At 60.6% G+C, this 22,257-nt stretch carries 20 protein-coding genes and 1 tRNA gene; 15 read left to right on the top strand and 6 right to left on the bottom strand.

The window, feature by feature from the left end; all coding sequences use genetic code 11:
* Positions 1–5: 5 nt before the first annotated feature.
* The 7 genes from V8U06_RS15715 (at position 6) to V8U06_RS15685 (ending at position 8,427) form a co-directional block, all read left to right on the top strand.
* The gene (locus V8U06_RS15715) at positions 6–1,019 is read left to right on the top strand and encodes a hypothetical protein (RefSeq protein ID WP_427141447.1); all 1,014 of its coding nucleotides are present in this window, start codon (positions 6–8) and stop codon (positions 1,017–1,019) included.
* Entirely contained in the window at positions 1,016–2,293 is a 1,278-nt protein-coding gene (locus tag V8U06_RS15710; RefSeq protein WP_427141446.1) for a capsule biosynthesis protein, read from the top strand. Before V8U06_RS15715 ends, V8U06_RS15710 begins: the two co-directional genes overlap by 4 nt.
* 8 nt (positions 2,294–2,301) lie before the next feature.
* Positions 2,302–2,955 carry an ABC transporter ATP-binding protein gene (locus V8U06_RS15705; RefSeq protein WP_427141445.1) on the top strand — a complete coding sequence of 218 codons (654 nt, stop codon included), beginning with the start codon at positions 2,302–2,304 and terminating at the stop codon, positions 2,953–2,955.
* A gap of 51 nt (positions 2,956–3,006) precedes the next feature.
* Positions 3,007–4,281, top strand: coding sequence for a capsule biosynthesis protein (locus tag V8U06_RS15700; protein ID WP_427141444.1), 1,275 nt, complete (start codon positions 3,007–3,009; stop codon positions 4,279–4,281).
* A gap of 29 nt (positions 4,282–4,310) precedes the next feature.
* Positions 4,311–5,402 (top strand): hypothetical protein, encoded by a 1,092-nt coding sequence (locus V8U06_RS15695; RefSeq protein ID WP_427141443.1) that lies wholly within the window; start codon positions 4,311–4,313, stop codon positions 5,400–5,402.
* A 67-nt stretch (positions 5,403–5,469) separates the two neighbouring features.
* Complete coding sequence (locus tag V8U06_RS15690; RefSeq protein ID WP_427141442.1) at positions 5,470–6,210, top strand: ABC transporter permease; 741 nt, start codon at positions 5,470–5,472, stop codon at positions 6,208–6,210.
* A gap of 6 nt (positions 6,211–6,216) precedes the next feature.
* Positions 6,217–8,427, top strand: coding sequence for a glycosyltransferase family 2 protein (locus tag V8U06_RS15685; protein WP_427141441.1), 2,211 nt, complete (start codon positions 6,217–6,219; stop codon positions 8,425–8,427).
* Between the two features lie 74 nt (positions 8,428–8,501).
* On the opposite strand, the gene rfbC is transcribed toward V8U06_RS15685, so the two are convergent.
* From rfbC to V8U06_RS15660, 5 genes are all read right to left on the bottom strand, one after another.
* Positions 8,502–9,044: a dTDP-4-dehydrorhamnose 3,5-epimerase gene (gene rfbC / locus V8U06_RS15680; RefSeq protein WP_427141440.1), complete on the bottom strand. Its 543-nt coding sequence runs from the start codon at positions 9,042–9,044 to the stop codon at positions 8,502–8,504.
* On the bottom strand, positions 9,044–9,925 hold the full coding sequence (gene rfbA / locus V8U06_RS15675; protein ID WP_427141439.1) for a glucose-1-phosphate thymidylyltransferase RfbA: 882 nt from the start codon (positions 9,923–9,925) through the stop codon (positions 9,044–9,046). Before rfbA ends, rfbC begins: the two co-directional genes overlap by 1 nt.
* A 2-nt stretch (positions 9,926–9,927) precedes the next feature.
* Positions 9,928–10,818, bottom strand: a complete 891-nt coding sequence (rfbD, locus tag V8U06_RS15670) for a dTDP-4-dehydrorhamnose reductase (RefSeq protein ID WP_427141438.1) — start codon at positions 10,816–10,818, stop codon at positions 9,928–9,930.
* Between the two features lie 3 nt (positions 10,819–10,821).
* Positions 10,822–11,883 (bottom strand): dTDP-glucose 4,6-dehydratase, encoded by a 1,062-nt coding sequence (gene rfbB, locus V8U06_RS15665; RefSeq protein ID WP_427141437.1) that lies wholly within the window; start codon positions 11,881–11,883, stop codon positions 10,822–10,824.
* A gap of 293 nt (positions 11,884–12,176) precedes the next feature.
* Positions 12,177–12,251: transfer RNA gene (locus tag V8U06_RS15660), tRNA-Gly, on the bottom strand.
* 219 nt (positions 12,252–12,470) lie between these two features.
* Between V8U06_RS15660 and V8U06_RS15655 the strand changes: the two genes are divergently transcribed.
* The 4 genes from V8U06_RS15655 (at position 12,471) to V8U06_RS15640 (ending at position 15,045) form a co-directional block, all read left to right on the top strand.
* A complete protein-coding gene (locus V8U06_RS15655) occupies positions 12,471–12,980 on the top strand; it encodes a prolyl-tRNA synthetase associated domain-containing protein (protein WP_427141436.1) in 510 nt (169 codons plus the stop codon).
* A gap of 99 nt (positions 12,981–13,079) precedes the next feature.
* A complete protein-coding gene (trxA, locus tag V8U06_RS15650; protein WP_427141435.1) occupies positions 13,080–14,042 on the top strand; it encodes a thioredoxin in 963 nt (320 codons plus the stop codon).
* Between the two features lie 124 nt (positions 14,043–14,166).
* The gene (locus V8U06_RS15645) at positions 14,167–14,847 is read left to right on the top strand and encodes an LON peptidase substrate-binding domain-containing protein (protein ID WP_427141434.1); all 681 of its coding nucleotides are present in this window, start codon (positions 14,167–14,169) and stop codon (positions 14,845–14,847) included.
* 9 nt (positions 14,848–14,856) lie between these two features.
* On the top strand, positions 14,857–15,045 hold the full coding sequence (locus V8U06_RS15640) for a Trm112 family protein (protein ID WP_226921671.1): 189 nt from the start codon (positions 14,857–14,859) through the stop codon (positions 15,043–15,045).
* Between the two features lie 120 nt (positions 15,046–15,165).
* On the opposite strand, the gene V8U06_RS15635 is transcribed toward V8U06_RS15640, so the two are convergent.
* Complete coding sequence (locus V8U06_RS15635; protein ID WP_427141456.1) at positions 15,166–16,386, bottom strand: ubiquinone biosynthesis hydroxylase; 1,221 nt, start codon at positions 16,384–16,386, stop codon at positions 15,166–15,168.
* Between the two features lie 99 nt (positions 16,387–16,485).
* Here V8U06_RS15635 and tesB point away from each other — a divergent pair, with 99 nt between their 5' ends.
* The 4 genes from tesB to V8U06_RS15615 all read left to right on the top strand — a co-directional run bounded on the left by tesB (position 16,486) and on the right by V8U06_RS15615 (position 22,178).
* Entirely contained in the window at positions 16,486–17,373 is an 888-nt protein-coding gene (gene tesB, locus V8U06_RS15630) for an acyl-CoA thioesterase II (RefSeq protein ID WP_427141433.1), read from the top strand.
* A 206-nt stretch (positions 17,374–17,579) separates the two neighbouring features.
* Complete coding sequence (locus V8U06_RS15625; RefSeq protein WP_427141432.1) at positions 17,580–17,930, top strand: P-II family nitrogen regulator; 351 nt, start codon at positions 17,580–17,582, stop codon at positions 17,928–17,930.
* Between the two features lie 30 nt (positions 17,931–17,960).
* Positions 17,961–19,313 (top strand): ammonium transporter, encoded by a 1,353-nt coding sequence (locus tag V8U06_RS15620; RefSeq protein WP_427141431.1) that lies wholly within the window; start codon positions 17,961–17,963, stop codon positions 19,311–19,313.
* Between the two features lie 189 nt (positions 19,314–19,502).
* Entirely contained in the window at positions 19,503–22,178 is a 2,676-nt protein-coding gene (locus V8U06_RS15615) for a DNA translocase FtsK 4TM domain-containing protein (RefSeq protein WP_427141430.1), read from the top strand.
* The last annotated feature ends 79 nt before the right edge of the window (positions 22,179–22,257 follow it).

Below are 22,257 nucleotides of genomic sequence, written 5' to 3'. Positions count from 1 at the left end.
GATACATGATCCCCGACGGTTTTTCCGACGAGGCCAGCGTTATCGTTACGCGCGATGACGGCACGGCTATGTCGTTTCCGTGCGACCAGTTGCGCCTCGGCGTCATGCAGGCCGGCCGTCACGCCACCGGCATGGTGGGCTTCCGGGTCGACGAGGAGCGGATGCCGGATCTGGCCTCGCAGCGCCGGCTGGTGATCCAGGACGCCAAGACGGGCCTGCTCATCTATCGCCGGCCGCCGGTGGACGAGCCGGTGCCGCACAAGCTCCTCCGTCTGGAGCTGAATATCGTGCCGATGCTGAAGTTCGATGCGTATTGCGGCCGGCATTTCCAGTATGCGATATCAGCCGTCGAGCGCTTCGGGCACGAGACGACCATGCAGGCCTTCCATCTCAACGCGGAGAGATCGGTCTATATTAGCGGTCGGCTCCTGCTGCGCAATTACGAGGACTTCCTCGACAAGGGCTTTCAGGCCATCGCCGACATTCCCAACCCCTACTACGAGATGGCATGCCGGCTCTTCATTCTGAAGCGCCTTGCCAAAGGACCGGTGACGTTCCTCGGCGACCGCGACAGGCTCATCCTCGCCCCGGCGGCCGAGCACTTTGCCGAGGTCAATCTCGAGGATGAGAAGGCCATCAGGCGTGCCTTAAAAAAGTCGCCAGACAAGGTGAGAAGCGTCTTGATATCGCCCATCACGCGCCAGCTTGTTTGCACCTATCCGGAACAGCGGGTGACGCGGCGGGATGTTGCGGCGGCGATCAGCACCCTTTCGCGTTTCGTGGTCGTCGGTCATGGAAACGATCATGCGCATTTCCAACAGGCTGTCGGGGAATTGTTGTCGCTTCCACCCATGAATATTCCGATCATTCCGCCTCATTCGGTGCTTGAGGAACTTGCTGAACGACTGCGCGCGATGCCGATCGCCGAGCAGATGCTGGAAGAAGACCTGATCTTCGATCACTACGTTCGCCAGGCCGTCGCGCCGCGCGCCGGACGCCAGGGCAAGGCGCAACAATGACGAACACGATCGAGACCCGAACCATCGAAAAGTCCGCGGATGCGGAGATTCTCTACGGCGAAATTCGCGAGAATAACCGCCGGGGCGGTTGGATGCGCCTTTACGATGCCGGCAAGCGCCATTTGTCACGGCGAAGCGAGCCGGAGATCGAGCATGAGACGGCGAACGAAGCCGAGACGAAGGCCGGAGGCGGTCCGCCGTGGATGCTCCTGTCCTTCCTTCTGATGGTGATCGTCCCATTCCTGGCTGCGCTGGTCTATTTCGTCTTCATCGCGTCCGATCAGTACACGGCCGAAGCGCGTTTTGCGGTTCGCTCGATGGCGGACGACGGATCGGAGGAGAAGCTCGATGCGGGTGTCATGAACATGCAATCCGCCACACAGGATGCCTTCGTCGTTACGAGCTTCATCCATTCGTCGGAAATCCTGAAGCGACTGGAGGGCAAGGTCGACTACCGCGCGATCTTCCAGAATTCGGATGCGGATTTCGTGGCCCGGTTCGATGAGACCGATTCCACCGAAGCCTTCCTGAAGTACTGGGTGAAGCATGTTTCTGCCTATATCGACGGTCCCTCGGGTATCGTTACGCTGAAAGTCCAGACCTTCACGCCGGGCGATTCAGTCAAACTTGCCCAGGCCATCCTCGACGAGAGCGAGAAGTTGGTGAACGAGCTGACGGTTCGCGCACGAGAAGACATGATGGCCAGCTTCCGCAAGGAGGTCGAAAGGACAGACCACCTCTACCAGGAGGCTCTCGCGAAGCTCAAAAAGTTCCAGCAGCAATTCGGTCTTTTGAGTCCGGAAGAGCAGGCAAAGCAGAAGAGCGTCCTGATGACGGGACTTCTGGCCAACAAGATGGAGATCGAAAGCCAGCTCTTCGTGGCACGTCAGGCGAACAAGACGGATTCGCCACGCTATCGCCAGCTTGTCCTCGCCCAGCAGAGTCTCGACCAGCAGATCGAAAAGATGGGCGCGCAACTGACGGGTGATGCCGACGCTTCGCTGGCCAGCGTGATCACTGGTTTTTCGGCGGTTGAGACGGATCGTGTGGTTGCCGAAAAACTCTATGAGGCAGCACGGCGCAACTACGACCAGGCCTTTGCAGCAGCGGTGCGCAAGGCGCTTTACCTGACGGTTTTCGTTCATCCTGCCTTGCCTGAGGAAGCACTTTATCCGAAGCGCCTCCTGTCCCCGGTCCTGATCTTCCTCGGCTTCCTCGTTGCTTGGGCCACGCTGGCGCTCGCTTGGGCGTCGGTCGAGGATCATCGGCTATAGGTCCCGCCATGATCCGTTTCACCAATGTCTCGAAGCACTTCAAGACAAAAAGCCATAAGAAGATTATTCTCGACCGTGCCAATATCGAGTTTCAGCGTGGCTATTCCTACGGCATTCTCGGGGTCAACGGCGCCGGCAAGTCAACGACCATGCGCATGATCGCGGGAACAATGCTGCCGAATTCGGGTCGCATTACCAAGGATGTCCGGGTCTCCTGGCCGCTTGGCTTTTCCGGCGGCTTCAACAACGAAATGACGGGCAAGGAAAACCTCAACTTCGTCGCCCGGGCCTATGGCGAGGACGTCAGGCGCGTGTCCCGATTTGTCGAGGAGTTCGCAGAACTCGGGGACTACATCAATGCGCCTGTGCGTACCTATTCCTCCGGCATGGCCGCGCGCCTCGCCTTTGGTCTGTCGATGGCGGTCGAATTTGAATGTTATCTCGTTGACGAGGTGACGGCAGTGGGCGACGCGCGCTTCCAGCAGCGTTGCAGGGATGCTTTCGAGAGTCGCCGCAAGAATGCAGACATCATCATGATTTCGCATGGTATGGATACGATCAAGGCCTACTGCGAAAAGGGCTTTTTGCTCGTGGACGGGCGGATGATGTATTATGAAGATATAGAACAGGCTATCGAAGCCTACTACCGGCTGAATCGGTGAAATGAACTGCAGCTCCGGTCCGTTCTTGGTGGGGGGAGCTGCGAAGCGCGGATGGAAACCTTGGCACAGCATCACGAAAACAGTGGCGGTGGCTCTTTGATTGGTCTCGACGCCAGCCGCAAGATTTCCGAACGGCTGGCGACGTCCGCCCGCAAGCTGCGTTTCTCAACGTCATCGCGCAGCGGCCTCTACAAGGCCGTCGGCCTTCGTCCCCGGCTGACCGACCGGCTCTTCACGGTCGCGGTGGTGATGCTGACTCTCTTCACCTTCGTCCTGCCGAATCTCGTTTCGATCGTCTACTACGGTTATTTGGCGTCGGATCAGTATGAGTCCGAAACGCGCTTTACGGTCCGCTCTTCGACGCCAGCGCTCGGCAAGGACCAGCTTGCCAAGGTGACGGGCATCCCCGCCGCGAAGATCGTCCAGGACACACAGATCGTCTTGAATTTCATCAAAAGCCGGGAAATACTCGATGTGCTGCAGGAGCGTCAGATCGACATCAAGAAGATTTTCGACGGTGATTCTATCGACGTGTGGGCGCGCCTGCCCGAGGACGCCACGGCAGAAGAATTGCGGCGCTACTGGGATTCCATGGTCTCGACGTCCGTCAGCCCTTCCAGCGGTATTGTGGGGCTTTATGTGCGCGCCTTCAGGGCCGAGGACGCGGCTATGCTTGTACGCGAAATCCTCAAGGCCTCGGAAGTTGTCGTCAACGAGGTCAATGATCGCATCTGGAAGGATGTGATCGCGACGGCCGAGGCCAATCTCGACAATGCAAAGCAGCAGCTCGCCAAGGCGCGGGAAACGGTGGCGGCGGCGCGCAACCGTGAAGGCGTCCTCGACGTGGACAGCAGCTCCAAGATCATTTCGACAATCATCACCACGATCGAGACCGAGCGCCTGAAGCTCCAGCAGCAGTATGACGCGCAGATCGCGGTTGTCTCCGCTAAGTCACCGCAGATGCGTGTCCTGCGGCGCGAGATCGACAGCAAGGAGCGGCAGATCGCCGATCTCAACGGACAACTCGCCGGCAGTGGCAAGGATCGCAGCCTCGCCGATGTCTCGCAGGATCTGTCGCAGCTCGAGCTGGCCCAAACCCTCGCTGAGCAGCAGTTCGCCTCCAGTGTGCGCACGATGGAGCAGGTTCGCTTCATCAGCCGCCAGCAACTGCTCTATCTCGACAGTTTCCTTGCGCCGCGTGTGCCGGACGAGGCGCTCTATCCGCGGCGAGGCCTTTGGATCGGCGTAACCTTTCTCGCGAGCCTGATCATATGGGCAATCTTCCTAAGCCTGCTCTATCTTGTGCGTAGTCGGCTTGCGCACTGACCCGTGGCAAGGATGCGCCGGTTTTGAGAATGCTTGACCTGATCTACGCCCTGCTGCCAAAACCCGTTGCGCGCAATCGGGCCACGGACAATGCGCGACAAGCCACGCGGCTTTTGGTCCTTACGGACGGCCACAATCCGACCTTCACCTATTATCTGGAGGAGCGGCTGGCCCGTTCTCCCTTCGACGTCCATGTGCGCGGCCTCACAGAACGGCTAGGGGATGTCGATCCGGACGGCCTTCATGTCATCGTTTGCCGCTACATCCGTCCGCGGCAGTTGCTGTGGCTGTACCGTAACCGCAGGCGGTTAGCTGGCGCTAGCCTGTTCATCGATGACGATTTGGCAGCAACTGTCACGGCGCCGCGTGGAAGCCGCCTATACAAAGCATATCTGATGGCGATGGGCATTGCACCGCTGCCTGTTCTTAATCGAGTTCTGACAGATATTTGGGTCTCAACCCCGGCACTTTCTGCCGCTCTGGCTGGCGGCGGCGTGAACACGAATATAGTCTTGCCTCCCTTTCCCCCGGAAGAAGCGTTCACACCACTCGCATCCAGCAGGAAAGATGATGGTCGCCTCGTTATGGCGTTTCATGCCACCGGTAGCCACGATGCCGAACATGCGTTTCTTATACCTATCGTCCGAGAGATTCTGCAGCGCTGCAGGGAGGTGCATTTTGAGGTTGTGGCTGAAGGCACAGCCGCACGGTTGTGGGTTTCATCTGGGTTGCCGCCGGAGCGTTTTACCCTATGCCCGAAGCAAGAATGGGTCACTTATCTTGCTGAAACCGCACGGCGACATGTCGATATTCTGCTGGTTCCATTACTGCAAAGTAGAATGAACGACGTAAGATCCAGCACGAAACGCTTCGATTCTGCGAGAATGGGTGCCGCTGCTGTTTTTTCTCTTTGCGCAGCCTATGACCGCGCTGCCGATGCGGATGAAATACTGATCGATAATGATGCGCAGTCCTGGATTAAGACGATCTGCCGGCTTGCCGAGGACGGCGACCTGCGGCGCCGCAGCCGAGAAGCCACGATGAACGCCGTTAGAAGTCATCTTGCCAATACGAGTGTATTGTTTCCAGCGATGCTGGTCAATCCCGAGACAAGGCCCTGATATGACAGCAAGCAAGCAAGCTTATCGGATGACTACCCTCGATGCACTCGTAGAGAAGAAGCACGTCATGACTGCCGTGATCCTGCGAGATATGAGAAGTCGTTTTTTTAATCATGGCCTCGGCTTTCTTGTCGTCTCCCTCTGGCCGCTGGCTCACATGATTATTCTGATTGGAGTTTATGCAGTCATGGGGCGCAAAGCGCCCTATGGAGACAGCCTGAGCGTCTTCATTGCGACTGGGTTGATCCCAACGTTGGCCTTTTCCTACGTTGCTCGTTTCATGTCGATATCGCTTTTGATAAACCGCACGATGCTGTCTTTTCCTATCGTGACGGTCACCGATATTATGATGGCGCGGGCTTTCCTTGAAACTATAGCAGCGGCGCTCACTTTGCTCTTCATGTTCGTCATTCTGATTGCCGCCGGGGAAAACCCCTTCCCTGTCGACCCCTTTGAAGCCGTTTATGCCTACCTCGCGACCATTTTGTTGGCGGTCGGCTGCGGTTTCGTCGCAGGTGTGATCACTATGTTCCTGCCGCTCTTCGCCACAATTTTCGGATTGTCGATGATCATTGTCTACATGGCGTCGGGTACGTTGTTCGTTACCGCGTCGCTTCCCGAACCAATCGCTTATGCCTTTTCCTGGAATCCAGCTTTTCATGCTGTGGAATGGATGCGCCTTGCCTATTATCCGGGCTATAGCGACAAATGGCTCGATAAAACCTATCTCATCAGCTATGGCGCAGTATCTCTTTGCATCGGTCTTCTTCTTGAGCGGATGCTGCGGATGAAGATGAGGGAAGGCTGAGCCGGTATGGCATTAAAAATTGTCACCAGTCATGATCTGGAATCATTGCCTTCGCCAAATGGAGATCTTTGGTCCAGTAGCGGTGATGATCCGTTCTTCGATATCCGCTTCGGCTCTTTGCGTGATCCCTTTGTTGTCGTGTTTATTAAGTCGGTTGACGGGGAGACGATCGAGCCGAAAGTCTATGTAAACCGTGGGCACGGTTACCGGGAAAAGGATACCGTCACCCGGGAAGCGGGTACCAGTTTCATTTTGGTCGCTGATGTCGGGCGTTCGGGCTTGATCCGTTCCCTGCGCTTTGATCCGGCCAGCGGCCCAAGCGAGTTCACCTTCTCTGTTCATTCTTTTGCCAATATGGAGAGTGCACGACAGGCAATCAGCTCGCGCCGAGAGAACGACATGGCGGAAGCCGTGTTGTGGGATATTGGCCGCCTGCCACGTTTTCGTATCGGGTTGCCGCCTCTGCGTCTGAGAAGCAAGAAGTTCGAATTGTCTAAGTTCGTGAGCATGCAACGCGCGCTTGCCGCAGAGTTGCCGGCGCTAGGGCCCGGCTTGGGGGACATGTGTTGGCTCAGCATTGTCGTTCCCATCTACGATGCCCCTAAGCAGTACCTCGATGATCTCGTCAAGTCGTTCGAGGCGCAAGACATCGAAGGTGTCGAGCTGATTCTTAGTGACGATGCATCCACTTCGGCGGAGACTGCACGCTGGTATAAGTCTTTCGGGGCTCGAAAGCATATACGGATCGTGCGCAATGCTACCAACGGCGGTATCGCAAAGGCGACGAATGCAGGCTTGGCGGAAGCCTCAGGGACTTGGGTCACCCTCCTCGATCATGATGATGTCATCGCGCCTCATGCGTTGAAGGTTATTGCTAACGCAATCATCGACCATCCGGATGTGGCTTTCCTCTATACGGACGAACTCGTGGTCGATGAGCGTTTGGCGCCAAGTGCCCTGATGCTAAAGCCAGCCTACGATCCAGTCCTTTTATCGGGCGTGAACTACATCAATCATTTTTCCATCTACCGGCACGACCGCATGCGCGAGATTGGATATCTGCGGGAGGGCTTCGACGGGTCGCAGGACTACGACCTGTTGTTACGCTATCTGGAAGGCATTCCGGAACACCGCGTCCTGCACATTCCCTATCTCGCTTATTGCTGGCGCCGAACTGGACAGACCTATTCCCGTCGTTTTATCGACAAGGCAACTGCGGCCGCCCGCGCCGCGCTCGTTGATCGTTTCGAACGCGAGGGCGAAAACGTCACGGTGCAGCCTGCTCTGACGAACACGCTGCACCGGGTCGAGTTCGCCGATTTAGGGCAAACTCGCTGGCCGAAGATTTCGGTAATTCTTCCCAGCAAAGATAGCTACGATCTTATCAGCACGGTTCTCAAAGGTCTGCTCGAAGAGACTGACTATCCCAATCTCGAAGTTATCGTCATCGACAACGGCACCAGAGAAAAGCGGGTTCTCGACCTTTACCGGCAATATGGCGAGGCCCATGCAGGCTTCTCGGCGGTGATCAACGAGGAAACGTTCAACTTCGCCCGCGCCATCAACAGCGGTATCGCGCGAGCGACGGGTGAGCATTTCCTCATTCTCAACAACGACATCGAGATTACTGATGCCGGCTGGCTCAAGGAAATGGTGTCCTGCTTGAAATTTGCGGCGACGGGCATCGTCGGTGCAAAGTTGCTCTATCCCAACAAGAAACTCCAGCACGCTGGCGTCATCATCGGCTTCGGCGGCCTTGCGGGTCATTGGTATCTGAACAAGCCAGCGAATTTCGGTGGCCCGATGAGCCGCCTGCACCTGCGCAATTCCATGACCTGCGTCACCGGCGCGGCCATGCTGATTTCCGGGGACTGCGCCCGCGCGGTCGGTGCCTGGGACGAGGAGAATTTTGCCGTCGCCTATAACGACGTCGATTATTGCGTGCGGGCACACAAAGCCGGCTTCCGTATCGTCTGGACACCCTTCGCCTGTCTTTTCCACCACGAATCCGCCTCCCGCGGCTCCGACCTTGTTGGCGAGCGTAAACGGCGCTTCGAGCGCGAGAAGGATAACCTGCGGCGGATTCACGGCACGGATACTTTCGAAGATCCCGCACTCAATCCCGGCTATGAGAAACGGCATTCCACACCCGGCCTCGAAGCTCCGACGAAGCTCGCCAAGCCCCGCCGAGGACTTGCGACGTTCCAAGCGCGCTAAGGGATCAGAAGACGAAATGATTCGGGCGCGTGGTCTGCTGGACCACGCGTTCAGCCAGACGGGACAGTCGATCGTCAGAAGGTTTCGGCGTCCCGGAAACGGCTGGCTGCACTGTCCTTGCCCGACAATTGCGGTTCGCCCGAAATCGGCCATTGGATATTGAGATCCGGATCGTTCCAGAGGATCGCCCGCTCGAATGCCGGGTTGTAGTAGTCCGTCGTCTTGTAGAGGAATTCAGCGGTGTCGCTGAGGACGACGAAGCCATGGGCAAAACCTTCCGGCACCCAGAGCTGCTTCTTGTTCTGTGCACTCAGATGCACGCCGACCCAATGTCCGAAGGTTGGGGAAGCCCGGCGAACGTCGACCGCCACATCGAACACCTCGCCCTGAACCACACGCACCAGCTTACCCTGCGCCTGCTGAATCTGATAATGCAGACCGCGCAATACGTTGCGAGCGGATTTCGAATGGTTGTCCTGCACGAAATCCCGCTCCAGACCGGTCGCCTCCTTGAAGGCGCGAGCATTGAAGCTTTCGAGGAAAAAGCCGCGCTCGTCGCCAAACACCTTCGGCTCGAGGATAACGACATCGGGAATGGTGGTGGCGGTGATCAGCATCAGAATATTTTTTCGTTCAGAATGTTCTGCAGATAACGGCCGTAGCCGCTTTTCAGCAATGGCCGAGCCAGGTCCTCAAGCTGCACCGCGTCGATCCAGCCCAGGCGATAAGCAATCTCCTCTGGACAGGCGACACGCAGGCCCTGACGTTTCTCGATCGTGGCAATGTAATGACTCGCCTCCAGCAGAGAATCGTGCGTGCCCGTATCCAGCCAAGCATAGCCGCGCCCCATGATCTCGACATTCAAGTCACCCTGCAACAGGTAGTGGCGATTGATGTCCGTGATCTCCAATTCGCCTCGCGGTGAAGGCCGGATTCCTGCAGCGATATCGCATACTTGGCTGTCATAGAAGTAGAGTCCCGTCACGGCATAGTTCGATTTCGGCCGTTCCGGTTTTTCTTCAATCGACAAGGCCTTCTGGTCCTGGCCGAACTCCACCACGCCGTAGCGTTCGGGATCGGTGACATGGTACGCGAACACCGTCGCGCCGCGCTCCTGGTTCGATGCGCTACGCAGCAGCTTCTGGAAGTCATGACCGAAAAAGATGTTGTCGCCGAGAACCAGCGCGCTTGGGTGGCCGTCGATAAATTCACGTCCGAGAATGAAGGCCTGGGCCAATCCGTCAGGGCTCGGTTGCACGCAATAGGCCAAGTTGATGCCCCATTGGCTGCCATTACCGAGAAGCGCCTGAAAGCGCGGCGTATCCTGCGGGGTGGAAATGATCAGCACATCGCGAATGCCCGCCAGCATCAAGGTCGTCAGCGGATAATAGATCATCGGCTTGTCGTAGACGGGCAGGAGTTGCTTCGACATCGCGAGCGTCGCGGGATGAAGCCGCGTGCCAGAGCCACCGGCCAGAATGATACCCTTGCGTTGCATTTTCAGCCTCGAGTGATTTGCTGAAGGACGTGGTCAAGGCCCCGCTGCCAGTGCGGCAAGATCAGGCCAAAGGTTTTTTGGAGTTTCGCCGTGTTCAGTCGGGAGTTCGCCGGTCGACAAGCAGGCGTTGGATACTCTGCGGTGGCAATCGGGAGGATCGCGTCGGCGGCCACCCGGATCGGCAGCCCGGCACGCCGGGCGGTCTCGATAATATGGCGCGCATAGGCATGCCAGCTGGTCTCGCCACCTGCGGCGAGATGATAAATCCCGTCCGGAGAACCATTTCGGTCTGACTGTATTTTCCGAATAGCATGAGCGGTCACGTCGGCAATCAGGGCGGCAGATGTCGGTGCACCAATTTGGTCGGCGACGATCTTCAATTCGTCGCGTTCTGCAGCGAGCCGCAACATGGTCTTGGCAAAATTTGCGCCGTGAACACCAAAAACCCAACTGGTGCGGAAAATAAGATGGCGGGCACCGCTGGCTGCAAGGCTTTTTTCGCCGGCAAGTTTGCTCTCTCCGTAGACGCCCTGCGGGTTGGGGGCGTCCTGCTCATCATACCAGCCGCTGGCGGCGCCATCGAAAACATAGTCCGTCGAATAGTGCACCACCAGCGCGCCACGTCGCGCCGCCTCCGTGCCGATGATGCCGGGAGCGACTGCATTGATGGCGTGGGCGCGAGCTACTTCGCTCTCAGCGCGGTCCACAGCCGTATAGGCTGCCGGGTTGACAATAATGTCTGGTTCCGCGCCGCGGATGGCATTGCGCAAAGACGTTTCGCTTTCGAGATCGCATTCGGAGCGCTCGACGGCGATAACGGTTCCAAGTGGCGCGAGTGCCCGCTGCAGCTCGAACCCGACTTGTCCGTTCTTGCCTGTCAGCAGAATCCGCATGGCTCAGCGCCCATATTGCTGGCCGAGCCAACGCTGATAGGCTCCACTGGTCACGTTCTCAACCCAGTCCTGATTGTCGAGATACCACCGCACCGTTTTGGCTATGCCCGTTTCAAAGGTCTCCGCGGGTTTCCAGCCGAGTTCGCGTTCGATCTTGCCTGCATCGATGGCATAGCGACGATCATGGCCCGGCCGATCCTTCACGAAGGTGATCTGATTGGCATAGGAGAGGCCATCTACCCGCGGCTGTAGATCATCAAGAATGGCGCAGAGGATCTTGACGACATCGAGATTGGCTTTCTCATTCCAGCCGCCAATATTATAGGTTTCACCGATCCGGCCCGCCTCAAGGACGCGACGGATCGCGGAGCAATGGTCCTTCACATAGAGCCAGTCGCGAACCTGCTGACCGTCGCCGTAGATTGGCAAGGGCTGCCCCGTCAGCGCGTTGCGGATACAGAGTGGAATAAGCTTTTCCGGAAAATGGTAGGGACCGTAATTGTTGGAGCAATTGGTCGTCAGCACCGGTAATCCGTAGGTGTGGTGGTAGGCGCGTACCAGATGATCGGATGCCGCCTTGCTCGCGGAATAGGGGCTGTTCGGCTCGTATCGGTTAGTCTCCAGGAAAGGATGATCTTCTTTTCCCAGTGAGCCATAGACCTCGTCTGTCGACACGTGCAGGAAGCGGAAGTCCCGCTTGCCGTCTTCGGCAAGGTCATTCCAGTAGGCCCGTACGGCATCAAGCAGGCGGAACGTGCCGACAATGTTCGTATCGATGAAGGCGGTCGGACCGTGTATCGACCGGTCGACATGCGATTCTGCGGCAAAATTGATGACCGTGCGAGGCATATGCTCCGTCAGCAGCGCGCGGATAACATCGGAATCGCCGATGTCGGCCTGCACGAACACGTGCCGGGCATTCCCCGCCAAGCTCCTCAGATTATCTGGATTGCCAGCATAGGTGAGCTTGTCGATGTTGACGACGGTTTCGTCCGAGGCGCTGAGCCAGTCCAGAATAAAGTTGCTTCCGATAAAACCGGCGCCGCCCGTTACGAAGATCGTCATTCTGCTGGCTCTGATTTCTGCAGGTTGCGTTATGGGATGGATAAGGACCAAGCATGTATTTAGGCGAATACAGTGGCTTTCCAGATTGGTCAAATTCGGCTCAAGGAAATCGGGTTGCATCAGTCACGCTTCCCGTACCTGTTCCCATCCGGGAAACCGCAAGGATCGTGGCGAAACTGCGGAAGCGTCGAGGCTATTTGCTTCGGGGCAAGGAGGAGAGGGCGAACCAATTTCGGTCGCTCGCAAAGGAGCGAAAGCCTAAAGCTTTGAATAACTTGTTCTTAAAGGAAGAATGGAGCGGGTGAAGCGATTCGAACGCTCGACCCCAACCTTGGCAAGGTTGTGCTCTACCCCTGAGCTACACCCGCTCATCTGCTACGGCCCGGGGTAGTTCGCTTGGCCGAAGGTCGCTGCGTTGCGGCGACGGGCGGTATATGGCCCAAGCCTTTTTCAAATGCAACAGGGAAATGTCGGATTTTGAAGAAAAAATCGCGTGGGCTTTCAAACTGCCGGATTTTCAGGCGGTTGCGCTCGGCGGGCGGAGGCCCTATCAGCGGAAGGCGCAATTGAGAGCAGAGTGACGAGACATGACCGACAGGCAGCCGAAGACCGACAAGGACCTTTTCCAGTTTCTCGACGGGCTGGGCATCGCCCATGCCACCAAGGAGCATGCGCCGGTCTTTACCGTTGCCGAATCGGTGGCCCTGCGCGATGAAATTCCCGGCGGTCATACGAAGAACCTCTTCGTGAAGGACAAGAAGGACAACTATTTCCTGATGACAGTCGAGGAACATGCGGCGGTGGACCTGAAGACGGTGCATACGGTCATCGGCGCGGCGAGCCGCGTCTCCTTCGGCAAGCCCGAAAAGCTGCTGGAATATCTTGGCGTCATTCCGGGCGCGGTCACCGCCTTTGGTGTGATCAACGATGTCGAAGGCAAGGTGAAGATCATCGTCGATGCGGACCTGATGGCCTTCGACACGATCAACTGCCATCCGCTGCGCAACGATGCGACGACCTCGATCGGCGCGAAGGACCTCCTGCGCTTCATCGAGGCGACGGGGCACGAGCCGCTTGTCTTGAAAGTCACGGCCTGACATACGATTTACAGGACACTTTGAGGGCTGGCTGATTTGATCGCCGGCCTTGCGGGACCGGCCCGCTAAGGGAAGGCGCAGCGCGCCACAGGAGAGACCATGAGTGCAGGCGAAAACCCCTATGCATCGTCCTATGGCGGGCAGATGAACGTTTCGGCAAGCTATGGCGGCGCAGCACCGGCGGATGACCTCATCAAGGACACGACGACGGCGAATTTTACCCGTGATGTGCTTGAGGCCTCGCGCCAGCAGCCGGTTCTCGTCGATTTCTGGGCGCCCTGGTGCGGCCCGTGCAAGCAACTCCAGCCGATCATCGAGAAGGTGGTGCGCGAGGGGGCGGGCCGGGTGAAGCTCGCTAAGCTCAATATCGACGACCATCCCTCCATCCCCGGCCAGCTCGGCATCCAGTCCATTCCCGCCGTCATCGCCTTCGTCGGCGGCCGGCCGGTGGACGGCTTCATGGGCGCGGTGCCGGAAAGCCAGATTCGTGAGTTCATCGACAAGATCGCCGGCCCGGCGGGCGCGGATGAGAAAGCCGAACTGGAAGCGCTGCTGACGGAGGCCAAGAGCCTCTTCGACGCGGGCGATCTCGGTGGGGCAGCCGATCTCTACGGCGCGCTGCTGCAGGCCGATCCGGAGAATCCGGCCGCGCTGGCCGGCATTGCCGAATGCATGATTGCCGCCGGCCAGCCGGAGAATGCCCGTCAGCTGCTGTCCGGCGTGACGCCGGAGGTGGCGGCCGATGCAGCCGTTGCAGCGGTGCTGAAGAAACTCGACCAGATCGAGGAGGCACGCAAGCTCGGCGATCCCGCGGCGCTCGAACAGGCGCTGGTGCAGAACCCGGACGACCATGCGGCGCGACTGAACCTTGCGAAGATCCGCAATGTGGAGGGGGACCGTCAGGCGGCGGCCGATCATCTTCTCCACATCATGAAGCGCGACCGCGCCTTCGATGACGACGGCGCGCGCCGCGAGCTGCTGCAGTTCTTCGATGTCTGGGGACCCAAGGATCCGGCGACGATCGCCGCCCGCCGCAAGCTGTCGTCCATCCTGTTTTCCTGAGGTTTTTTCTGCGCCGCGGCGCGGTCTCCCTTGAGAAATGCGGTGCCTACCCCACATTCGGGGAAGGTATGACGAGGAGAGGCGGAAGACACTTCGTTGCGCCGCGCAATGGGAAGGCAAGGCCATGCATGTGGGGAATGCGCGTTATCTGAAACCGGAGGACCTGCCGGAGGCCATCCCCGTCTTTCCGCTGACGGGGGCGCTGCTTCTGCCCGGCGGGCAATTGCCGCTGAATATCTTCGAGCCGCGTTATCTCGCCATGTTCGACGATGCGCTTGCGACGCACCGGCTGATCGGCATGGTGCAGCCGGTTTTCGGTGAGCATCGCGCGGATGAACCGGCGGTTGACCTGCCGGCGCTTTGCCAGGTCGGCTGCATCGGCCGCATCACCTCCTTCGCGGAAACCGGCGACGGGCGTTCTATCGTTTCGCTGACCGGCGTCTGCCGCTATCGCTTGCTCGAGGAGGTCAGGAGCGGAAAATCCTATCGCTCCTTCCGCATCGCACCCTTCATTACCGACCTTTCGCCGGGCGACGACGAGCAGAGCGTCGATCGCGAGGCGCTGCTTTCGGCGTTCCGCGCCTATCTCGACGCCAACAAGCTGGAGGCGGACTGGGAGAGCGTGGAGCGCGCCAGCAACACGACGCTGGTCAATTCCATGGCGATGATGTCGCCCTATGGACCGGCGGAAAAGCAGGCGCTGCTGGAAGCGCCGGATTTGAAGACGCGGGCGGAAACGCTGATTGCCATTACCGAGATCGTCCTGGCGCGCAGCTACGGCGACGTCGATGCGCGCCTGCAATAGGGGATAGCGATGGATGCCAGCACCAGCCGGGTCGATCCCAAGCTGCTCGAACTTCTGGTCTGCCCGCTGACCAAGGGCCGCCTCAGCTATGATGCGGAGGCGGGGGAACTCGTCTCGGAAAAGGCCAGGCTCGCCTATCCGATCCGCGACGGAATTCCGATCATGCTCGTTTCCGAAGCCCGGGAAATCAAGGACTGAGGCGGAAGGCGGGCGCTGAGGGGGCCTGTTGTTCTCCACTCTCCCGCGGGGCAGTGCGGAAGTGCACGGACGCCCAAGGAGAAGCCCCGCTTCCGACTTGCCCTGTCACGCCCTGCTCGATCAGATCCTCTGCCCCACCAGCATGCGCGGATGGCCGCCGCCGGCAGTGCCTTCGGCCTGGCGGATAAAGAAGGATTTGAGGCCGGGCAGGCGGTCGACGACGCCGAGGCCGACATCGCGTAGCACGCGCAAGGGCGTCACGTCGTTGGAGAACAGGCGGTTCAGCACATCCGTGGTCATGCCCATGCGCACCGTGTCGAAGCGGCGCCAGGTCTCGTAGCGTTCCAGAACCGACAGCGCGCCGATATCGAGACCGAGACGGTCGGCCTCGACGATGGTTTCGGCAAGCGCAGCGACGTCCTTGAAGCCGAGATTGAGGCCCTGGCCGGAAATCGGGTGTATGCCGTGCGCAGCATCGCCGGCCAGCGCGAAACGCGGGGCAATGAAGGCGCGCGCAAGTGTCAGGCCGAGCGGGAAGGCGCGGCGGCCGCCGGCGACCTTCAGGGCGCCGAGCTTGTGGCCGAAGCGGCGCTCCAGTTCTTCCTCGAAGACGAGGTCGTCGCTTTCGACGAGGCGGCGGGCATCCTCCGTGCGCTCCGTCCAGACGAGGGAGGAGCGGTTGCCGGTGAGCGGCAGGGTGGCGAAGGGGCCGGCGGGCAGGAAATGCTCCTCGGCGGTGCCCTCGTGCGGGCGCTCGTGCTCGACGGTGGTGACGATGCCGGACTGGCCGTAATCAAAGCGCACGGTCTTGATGCCGGCCATGTCACGTAGCTTGGAGCGCACGCCGTCGCAGGCGACAAACAGGCGGGTCTGGCGCTGCGTGCCGTCGGAAAGCGTGACGGCTGTTGCATGTTGACCGGTCGCAAACCCTTCGGCGGAGGTCGACCAGTGAACGGCAATGCCGAGGGCTTCGGCCTGGCGCAGCAGGCTGCCGGTCATGGCGCGGTTGGGGATCATATGGGCGAAAGGCTCGCCATCATCGCCGGAGCCCGCTCCCTCGAAGGTGAGGAAGACAGGGCGGACGGGATCGGCCGTGCGCGAATCGGTGATGACCATGCGCCGGATGGGTTCGGCCTCGGGCGCGATCTCTTCCCACACACCGAGCACGGACAGAAGGTTGCGTGCGGCCGCGACGATGGCGGAGGCGCGCTCGTCCTTCTGCCAGACATGCGCAGGCGCCCCGTCGACCACTTCCACCGCGAGATGCGGTGCGGCCTTCTTGACGGCGACAGCCAGTGACAGGCCGACATAGCCGCTGCCGGCGACGAGCACGTCGAGCATGGGGGCTTCGGTCATGGTGTTCTCCTGGCCGCTTGAGGTCTTCCTTGCGTCTATATAGAGGAGGAAGAACCAGTTTCCTACCGTGGAGGCCACGTCCAAATGTCGCGTCAACCGGCCAAGAATCCTGCCATGGATATGCTTCTCGAAACGCTCGACCTCGAACGGCTGGAAGTGCGGCTGTTTCGCGGCCAGAGCCCGCAGGTCGGCTGGCAGCGGGTATTCGGCGGGCAGGTGATCGGTCAGGCGCTTGTCGCCGCCACGCGTACGGTGGAGGAGGAAAACCGTTTCGTGCATTCGCTGCACGCCTATTTCGTGCGGCCGGGCGACCCTTCCGTCCCTATCCTCTACGACGTGGAGAACATCCGCGATGGCGGATCCTTCGCCACGCGGCGCGTCGTCGCCATCCAGCATGGCAAGCCGATCTACTTCATGACCGTCTCCTTCCAGGATGACGAGGATGGCTTCGAGCATCAGGCGGCGATGCCGGAGGTGCCGCCGCCGGAAAAGCTGCTCGGCGAAGCGGATCTCAAGGCGCAGTTCATGGCGGCCGCGCCGCCGCACATTCGCGCCTACTGGGAGCGTCCTCGCCCGATCGAATTGCGGCCGGTCTCGCTCGCCCACTATCTCTCCACGGAAAAGCTGGAGCCGCAGCAGAACATCTGGGTGCGCACGACGGGGCCGGTGCCGGCAGATCGGCATCTCCAGGCCGCGGTTCTCGTCTATCTCTCCGACATGACGCTGCTCGATACCTCGCTCTTTGCGCACGGCACCTCGGTGCTCGACCGGACGCTGCAGGTGGCGAGCCTCGATCATGCCATGTGGTTCCACCGTCCGCCGGTGCTCGACGACTGGCTTCTCTACAGCCAGGACAGTCCCTCCGCCTTCGGCGGGCGCGGCATGACGCGCGGGGCGATCTTCACCCGCTCCGGCACCCTTATTGCCTCCGTCGCCCAGGAAGGGCTGATTCGGAAAAAGGCAACTGGCTAAAATTTATTCATAGTACTATTTGAGCCTATTTTTTGTTCATTTGCGGTGCGGAATTTTTGCGCTGCAGCATGGTCGCGATTTTTATATCATATATTTCAATCGGTTATCCATGACGTTCAAATCTGGCACGCCCCTTGAATGTGTAGTCTCAGTCGTTGGTTGCCAACGGCCAGAGAGATGGCCCCGGCTGGGGACAAGCACGAAGGATGGGAAACCAGATGAAAATCGTAATGGCCATTATCAAGCCGTTCAAACTCGATGAGGTGCGTGAGGCCCTCACCGCCGTTGGCATCCAGGGCCTTACCGTCACCGAGGTGAAGGGATATGGCCGCCAGAAGGGGCACACGGAAATCTATCGCGGCACGGAATATGCCGTCAGCTTCCTGCCGAAACTGAAGATCGAGATCGCCGTCGCCGGCGACCTGGTCGACCGGGCGGTCGAAGCGATCGCGGCTGCCGCCAAAACCGGCCAGATCGGCGACGGAAAGATCTTCGTCTACGCCATCGACCATGCCGTGCGCATCCGCACCGGCGAAACCGATTCCGAAGCGCTCTAAGCAAACGGCCTTTCAGGGAGCATTCTCAACATGTCTTCGTTCAAGCTTTCGCATACCCTCCCCCGCATGGCCGCCGCCGCGACGGCCGTGCTCGCCCCGGCCGTCGCCTTCGCACAGGAGGCCGCACCGGCAGCCGCGGCCGCTGCGCCCGTGCCTGACAAGGCGGACACCGTCTTCATGTTCGTGTCGACGCTTCTCGTCTTCTTCATGCTGATCCCCGGCCTTGCCCTCTTCTACGGCGGCCTGGTGCGCACCAAGAACATGCTGTCGGTGCTCATGCAGTGCACCGTCATCGGCGCGATGATGATGATCGTCTGGGTGACCTACGGCTATTCCTTCGCCTTTGGCGGTTCCACGAGCCCCTATTTCGGCGGCTTCGCCAAGATGTTCCTGTCGGGCGTGACGGTCGACAGCACGTCGGCGACCTTCTCCGAAGGCGTCGTCATTCCGGAATACATCTTCATGCTGTTCCAGATGACCTTCGCCGCACTGACGCCCGCCCTCATCGTCGGCGCCTTCGCCGAACGCATCAAGTTCTCGGCCGTTATCCTCTTCACCCTTCTGTGGGCGACCCTCGTCTATTTCCCGATCGCGCACATGGTCTGGGACGGCAACGGTCTGATCTTCAACATGGGCGCGCTCGATTTCGCCGGCGGCACCGTCGTGCACATCAATGCGGGTGTGGCGGGCCTCATCGGCGCGATCATGGTCGGCAAGCGCATCGGCTTCCGCAAGGACATGATGGCGCCCCACTCCATGACGCTCACCCTCGTCGGCGCCGCCATGCTGTGGTTCGGCTGGTTCGGTTTCAATGCCGGCTCCAACCTCGAAGCCTCGGGCGGCGCGGTTCTCGCCACCGTCAACACCTTCGTCGCGACGGCGGCGGCGATCCTCGCCTGGTCGGTGGTCGAAACCTTCACCCGCGGCAAGGCCTCGCTGCTCGGCGCGGCCTCGGGCATGATCGCTGGCCTCGTCGTCGTCACCCCGGCGGCCGGCTCCGTCGGCCCGTTCGGTGCCATCGTGCTCGGGCTCATCGTCTCGCCGATCTGCTACTTCTTCGTCGCCGTGGTGAAGAACAAGTTCGGCTATGACGACACGGCCGACGTCTTCGGCGTGCACGGTGTCGGCGGCTTCGTCGGCGCGCTCGGTACCGGCATCTTCACCGCGCCCTCGCTCGGCGGCACGGGCGCTGCCGACTTCTCCATCGCCTCGCAGTTCATGACCCAGCTGACCGCCGTCGCCATCACCATCGTCTGGTGCGGCGTGGTTTCGGCGATCCTCTACAAGGTCGTCGATCTCCTGGTGGGCCTGCGCGTCTCCGTCGAAGCCGAACGCGAGGGTCTCGACCTCTCGTCCCACGGCGAAGCGGCCTATCACTCGTAAGAATTGGCGGTATTTCCGCCTCCAAGCCCGGACTTCGGTCCGGGCTTTTTTCGTTTACTTGCCAGAAACCATGGCGAAGCCTGCATGGTTAACACGCCATTAAGGCTTCCTTCGTAGGGTTCGCAGTCAGGCACATTCCGCGAATCGGGCGGAGTGTCGCGATTTTCTTGCGTGGACTAGGCAAAAACCATGAGCAGAAGCATTTCGGCAGGACTGGACAACCGTCACGACCGCTTCGTTCTGTCGGCATTCGTCTGGCGGCAGATACAGGTCCTTGTCGGCCTCGGTATCTTCGTCGCCCTGGCGCTCGCCATTGCGGCGCTGTCCACCTGGAATGTCTCCGATCCCAGCCTTTCCTATGCTTCCGGCGGCGAGCCGAAGAACATTCTCGGCTATTCCGGCGCGGTCTTCGCCGATCTCTTCATGCAGTTCTTCGGCCTTGCCAGCGTCATCGCGCTGCTGCCGGTCGTCGCCTGGGGCCTTGCGATGATCAGCGGCCGGCGCTTCAACCGCGTGCCGCAGCGGGCGGCCGCCTGGCTTGGCGGGGCGATCCTTGCCTCCGCCGCGCTCGCCTGCGTGCCCGGACCCGTTACCTGGCCGTTGCCGACCGGCCTTGGCGGCGTCTTCGGCGACATGATCCTGCGCTTCCCGGCGCTCTTCACCGGCGCCTACCCGACCGGCCTGTTCGCCACCATCATCGGCTGCATCGTCGCCGTTCCCGCCGCCTGGCTGATGATTTTCAGCGCCGGCCTGATCGGCTCGGCCGCCATCGACGACGAAGAGGATTTTGCGCCTGTGCCGGCGGCGAGCCGTGCCCGCGCCGTTGCCGAGGAAGACGACGAGGACGAGGAGCGGGAAGGACCCCTCACCGTGCTTGCCGGTGCGATGACCCATGCCTGGTTTACGGGTCAGGCGCGCGTGCGCCGCATCTTCGGCCTCTCCAGCCAGCGCCGCAGGGCGCGCGGCATAGAGCAGCCCTACGATTTCAACGAGGACGAGTTCGGCACGCTGAACGAGCCTGTCCGCGCCCGCACTTCCGGCCGTTCCGCCGAGCGTGTGGAACCCTCGATGGAAGGGCGCCGCCCCGTCTCAGCGCCCTCGATCGCGCTCGATGACGACGATCTGCCCTTCGACATGGACGACGGCGAACCGATGGTTCGCCCCTCCGGCATTCTGCCCGATGCGGATGCGGACGATATCGCTGCCGACTGGGCGCGACGTCCTCCGCCGGCCCGTCCGGCCATGCCTGCCGCGACGGCGCGTGTTGCCGCACCCGCCGCCCGGCCGAAGCCCGGCCAGCGCGCCGACCGCGAGGCGCAGACCTCCTTCGTCGGTCCGGACGGTTTCCAGCTGCCGCCGATCCATCTTCTTGCCGAACCCAAGGGCAAGGTGCGCGACACGACGCTTTCGGCCGACGCGCTGGAACAGAACGCCCGCATGCTGGAAGGCGTGCTGGAGGATTTCGGCGTCAAGGGCGAGATCATCCATGTCCGTCCCGGCCCGGTCGTCACGCTTTACGAACTGGAGCCGGCGCCTGGCATCAAGTCCTCCCGCGTCATCGGCCTTGCCGACGATATTGCCCGTTCGATGAGTGCGATCGCCGCGCGCGTCGCCGTCGTGCCGGGCCGCAATGCCATCGGCATCGAACTGCCGAACCAGAGCCGCGAGACCGTCTATCTGCGCGAACTCATCGCGAGCCGCGATTTCGAGACCTCCAAGGCACGCCTCGCCATGGCGCTCGGCAAGACGATCGGCGGCGAGCCGGTCATTTCCGACATCGCCAAGATGCCGCACCTGCTCGTTGCCGGCACCACCGGCTCGGGCAAGTCGGTCGCCATCAACACTATGATCCTGTCGCTGCTCTATCGCCTGAAGCCCGAGCAGTGCCGCCTGATCATGATCGACCCGAAGATGCTGGAACTCTCCGTCTATGACGGCATCCCGCATCTGCTCTCCCCCGTCGTCACCGATCCCAAGAAGGCCGTCGTCGCCCTCAAGTGGACGGTGCGCGAAATGGAGGAGCGCTACAAGAAGATGTCGAAGATCGGCGTGCGCAACATCGACGGCTTCAACAGCCGCGTCGAACAGGCACTTGCCAAGGGCGAGACGATCACCCGCACCGTGCAGACCGGTTTCGACCGCCAGACGGGCGAGGCGATCTACGAAACGGAAGAATTCGATCTGCAGCCGATGCCCTATATCGTCGTGATCATCGACGAGATGGCCGACCTGATGATGGTGGCGGGCAAGGACATCGAGGGCGCCGTGCAGCGGCTTGCCCAGATGGCGCGCGCCGCCGGCATCCATGTCATCATGGCGACGCAGCGTCCCTCCGTCGACGTCATCACCGGCACGATCAAGGCCAACTTCCCGACGCGCATCTCCTTCCAGGTGACGTCGAAGATCGACAGCCGCACCATCCTCGGCGAACAGGGCGCCGAACAGCTTCTCGGCATGGGCGACATGCTCTACATGGCCGGCGGCGGGCGCATCCAGCGCGTGCACGGCCCGTTCGTCTCCGACGGCGAGGTCGAGGCTGTCGTCGCGCACCTGAAGGCGCAGGGCGCGCCGCAATATCTCGATGCCATCACCGAGGACGACGACGAGGACGGCGAGGGCGGTCATGGACCGGCCGGTACGTCGAACCTCGACGATTCCGACGATCCCTACGATCAGGCGGTGGCCGTGGTGCTGCGCGACGGCAAGGCATCCACCTCCTACATCCAGCGCCGCCTCGGCATCGGCTACAACCGCGCCGCCTCGCTGATCGAGCGCATGGAGAAGGAGGGCCTGATCGGCCCCGCCAACCATGCCGGCAAGCGCGAGATCCTCGTGCCGACGGAAGATGAAATTTCGGGACGATGAGCCGGAACGCAGCCTCCTCTGCGACGTTTCGACCGGCAAGTCTCGCGTTAGGGCCAACTGCCATTATGGCGCCGCGTTT

Origin of the sequence: Shinella sp. G-2 (assembly GCF_050172695.1) — a bacterium.
GTDB lineage: Bacteria > Pseudomonadota > Alphaproteobacteria > Rhizobiales > Rhizobiaceae > Shinella.
The sequence above is the reverse complement of the archived record's forward strand: the minus strand, read 5'-3'. Positions and strand labels throughout refer to the sequence as shown.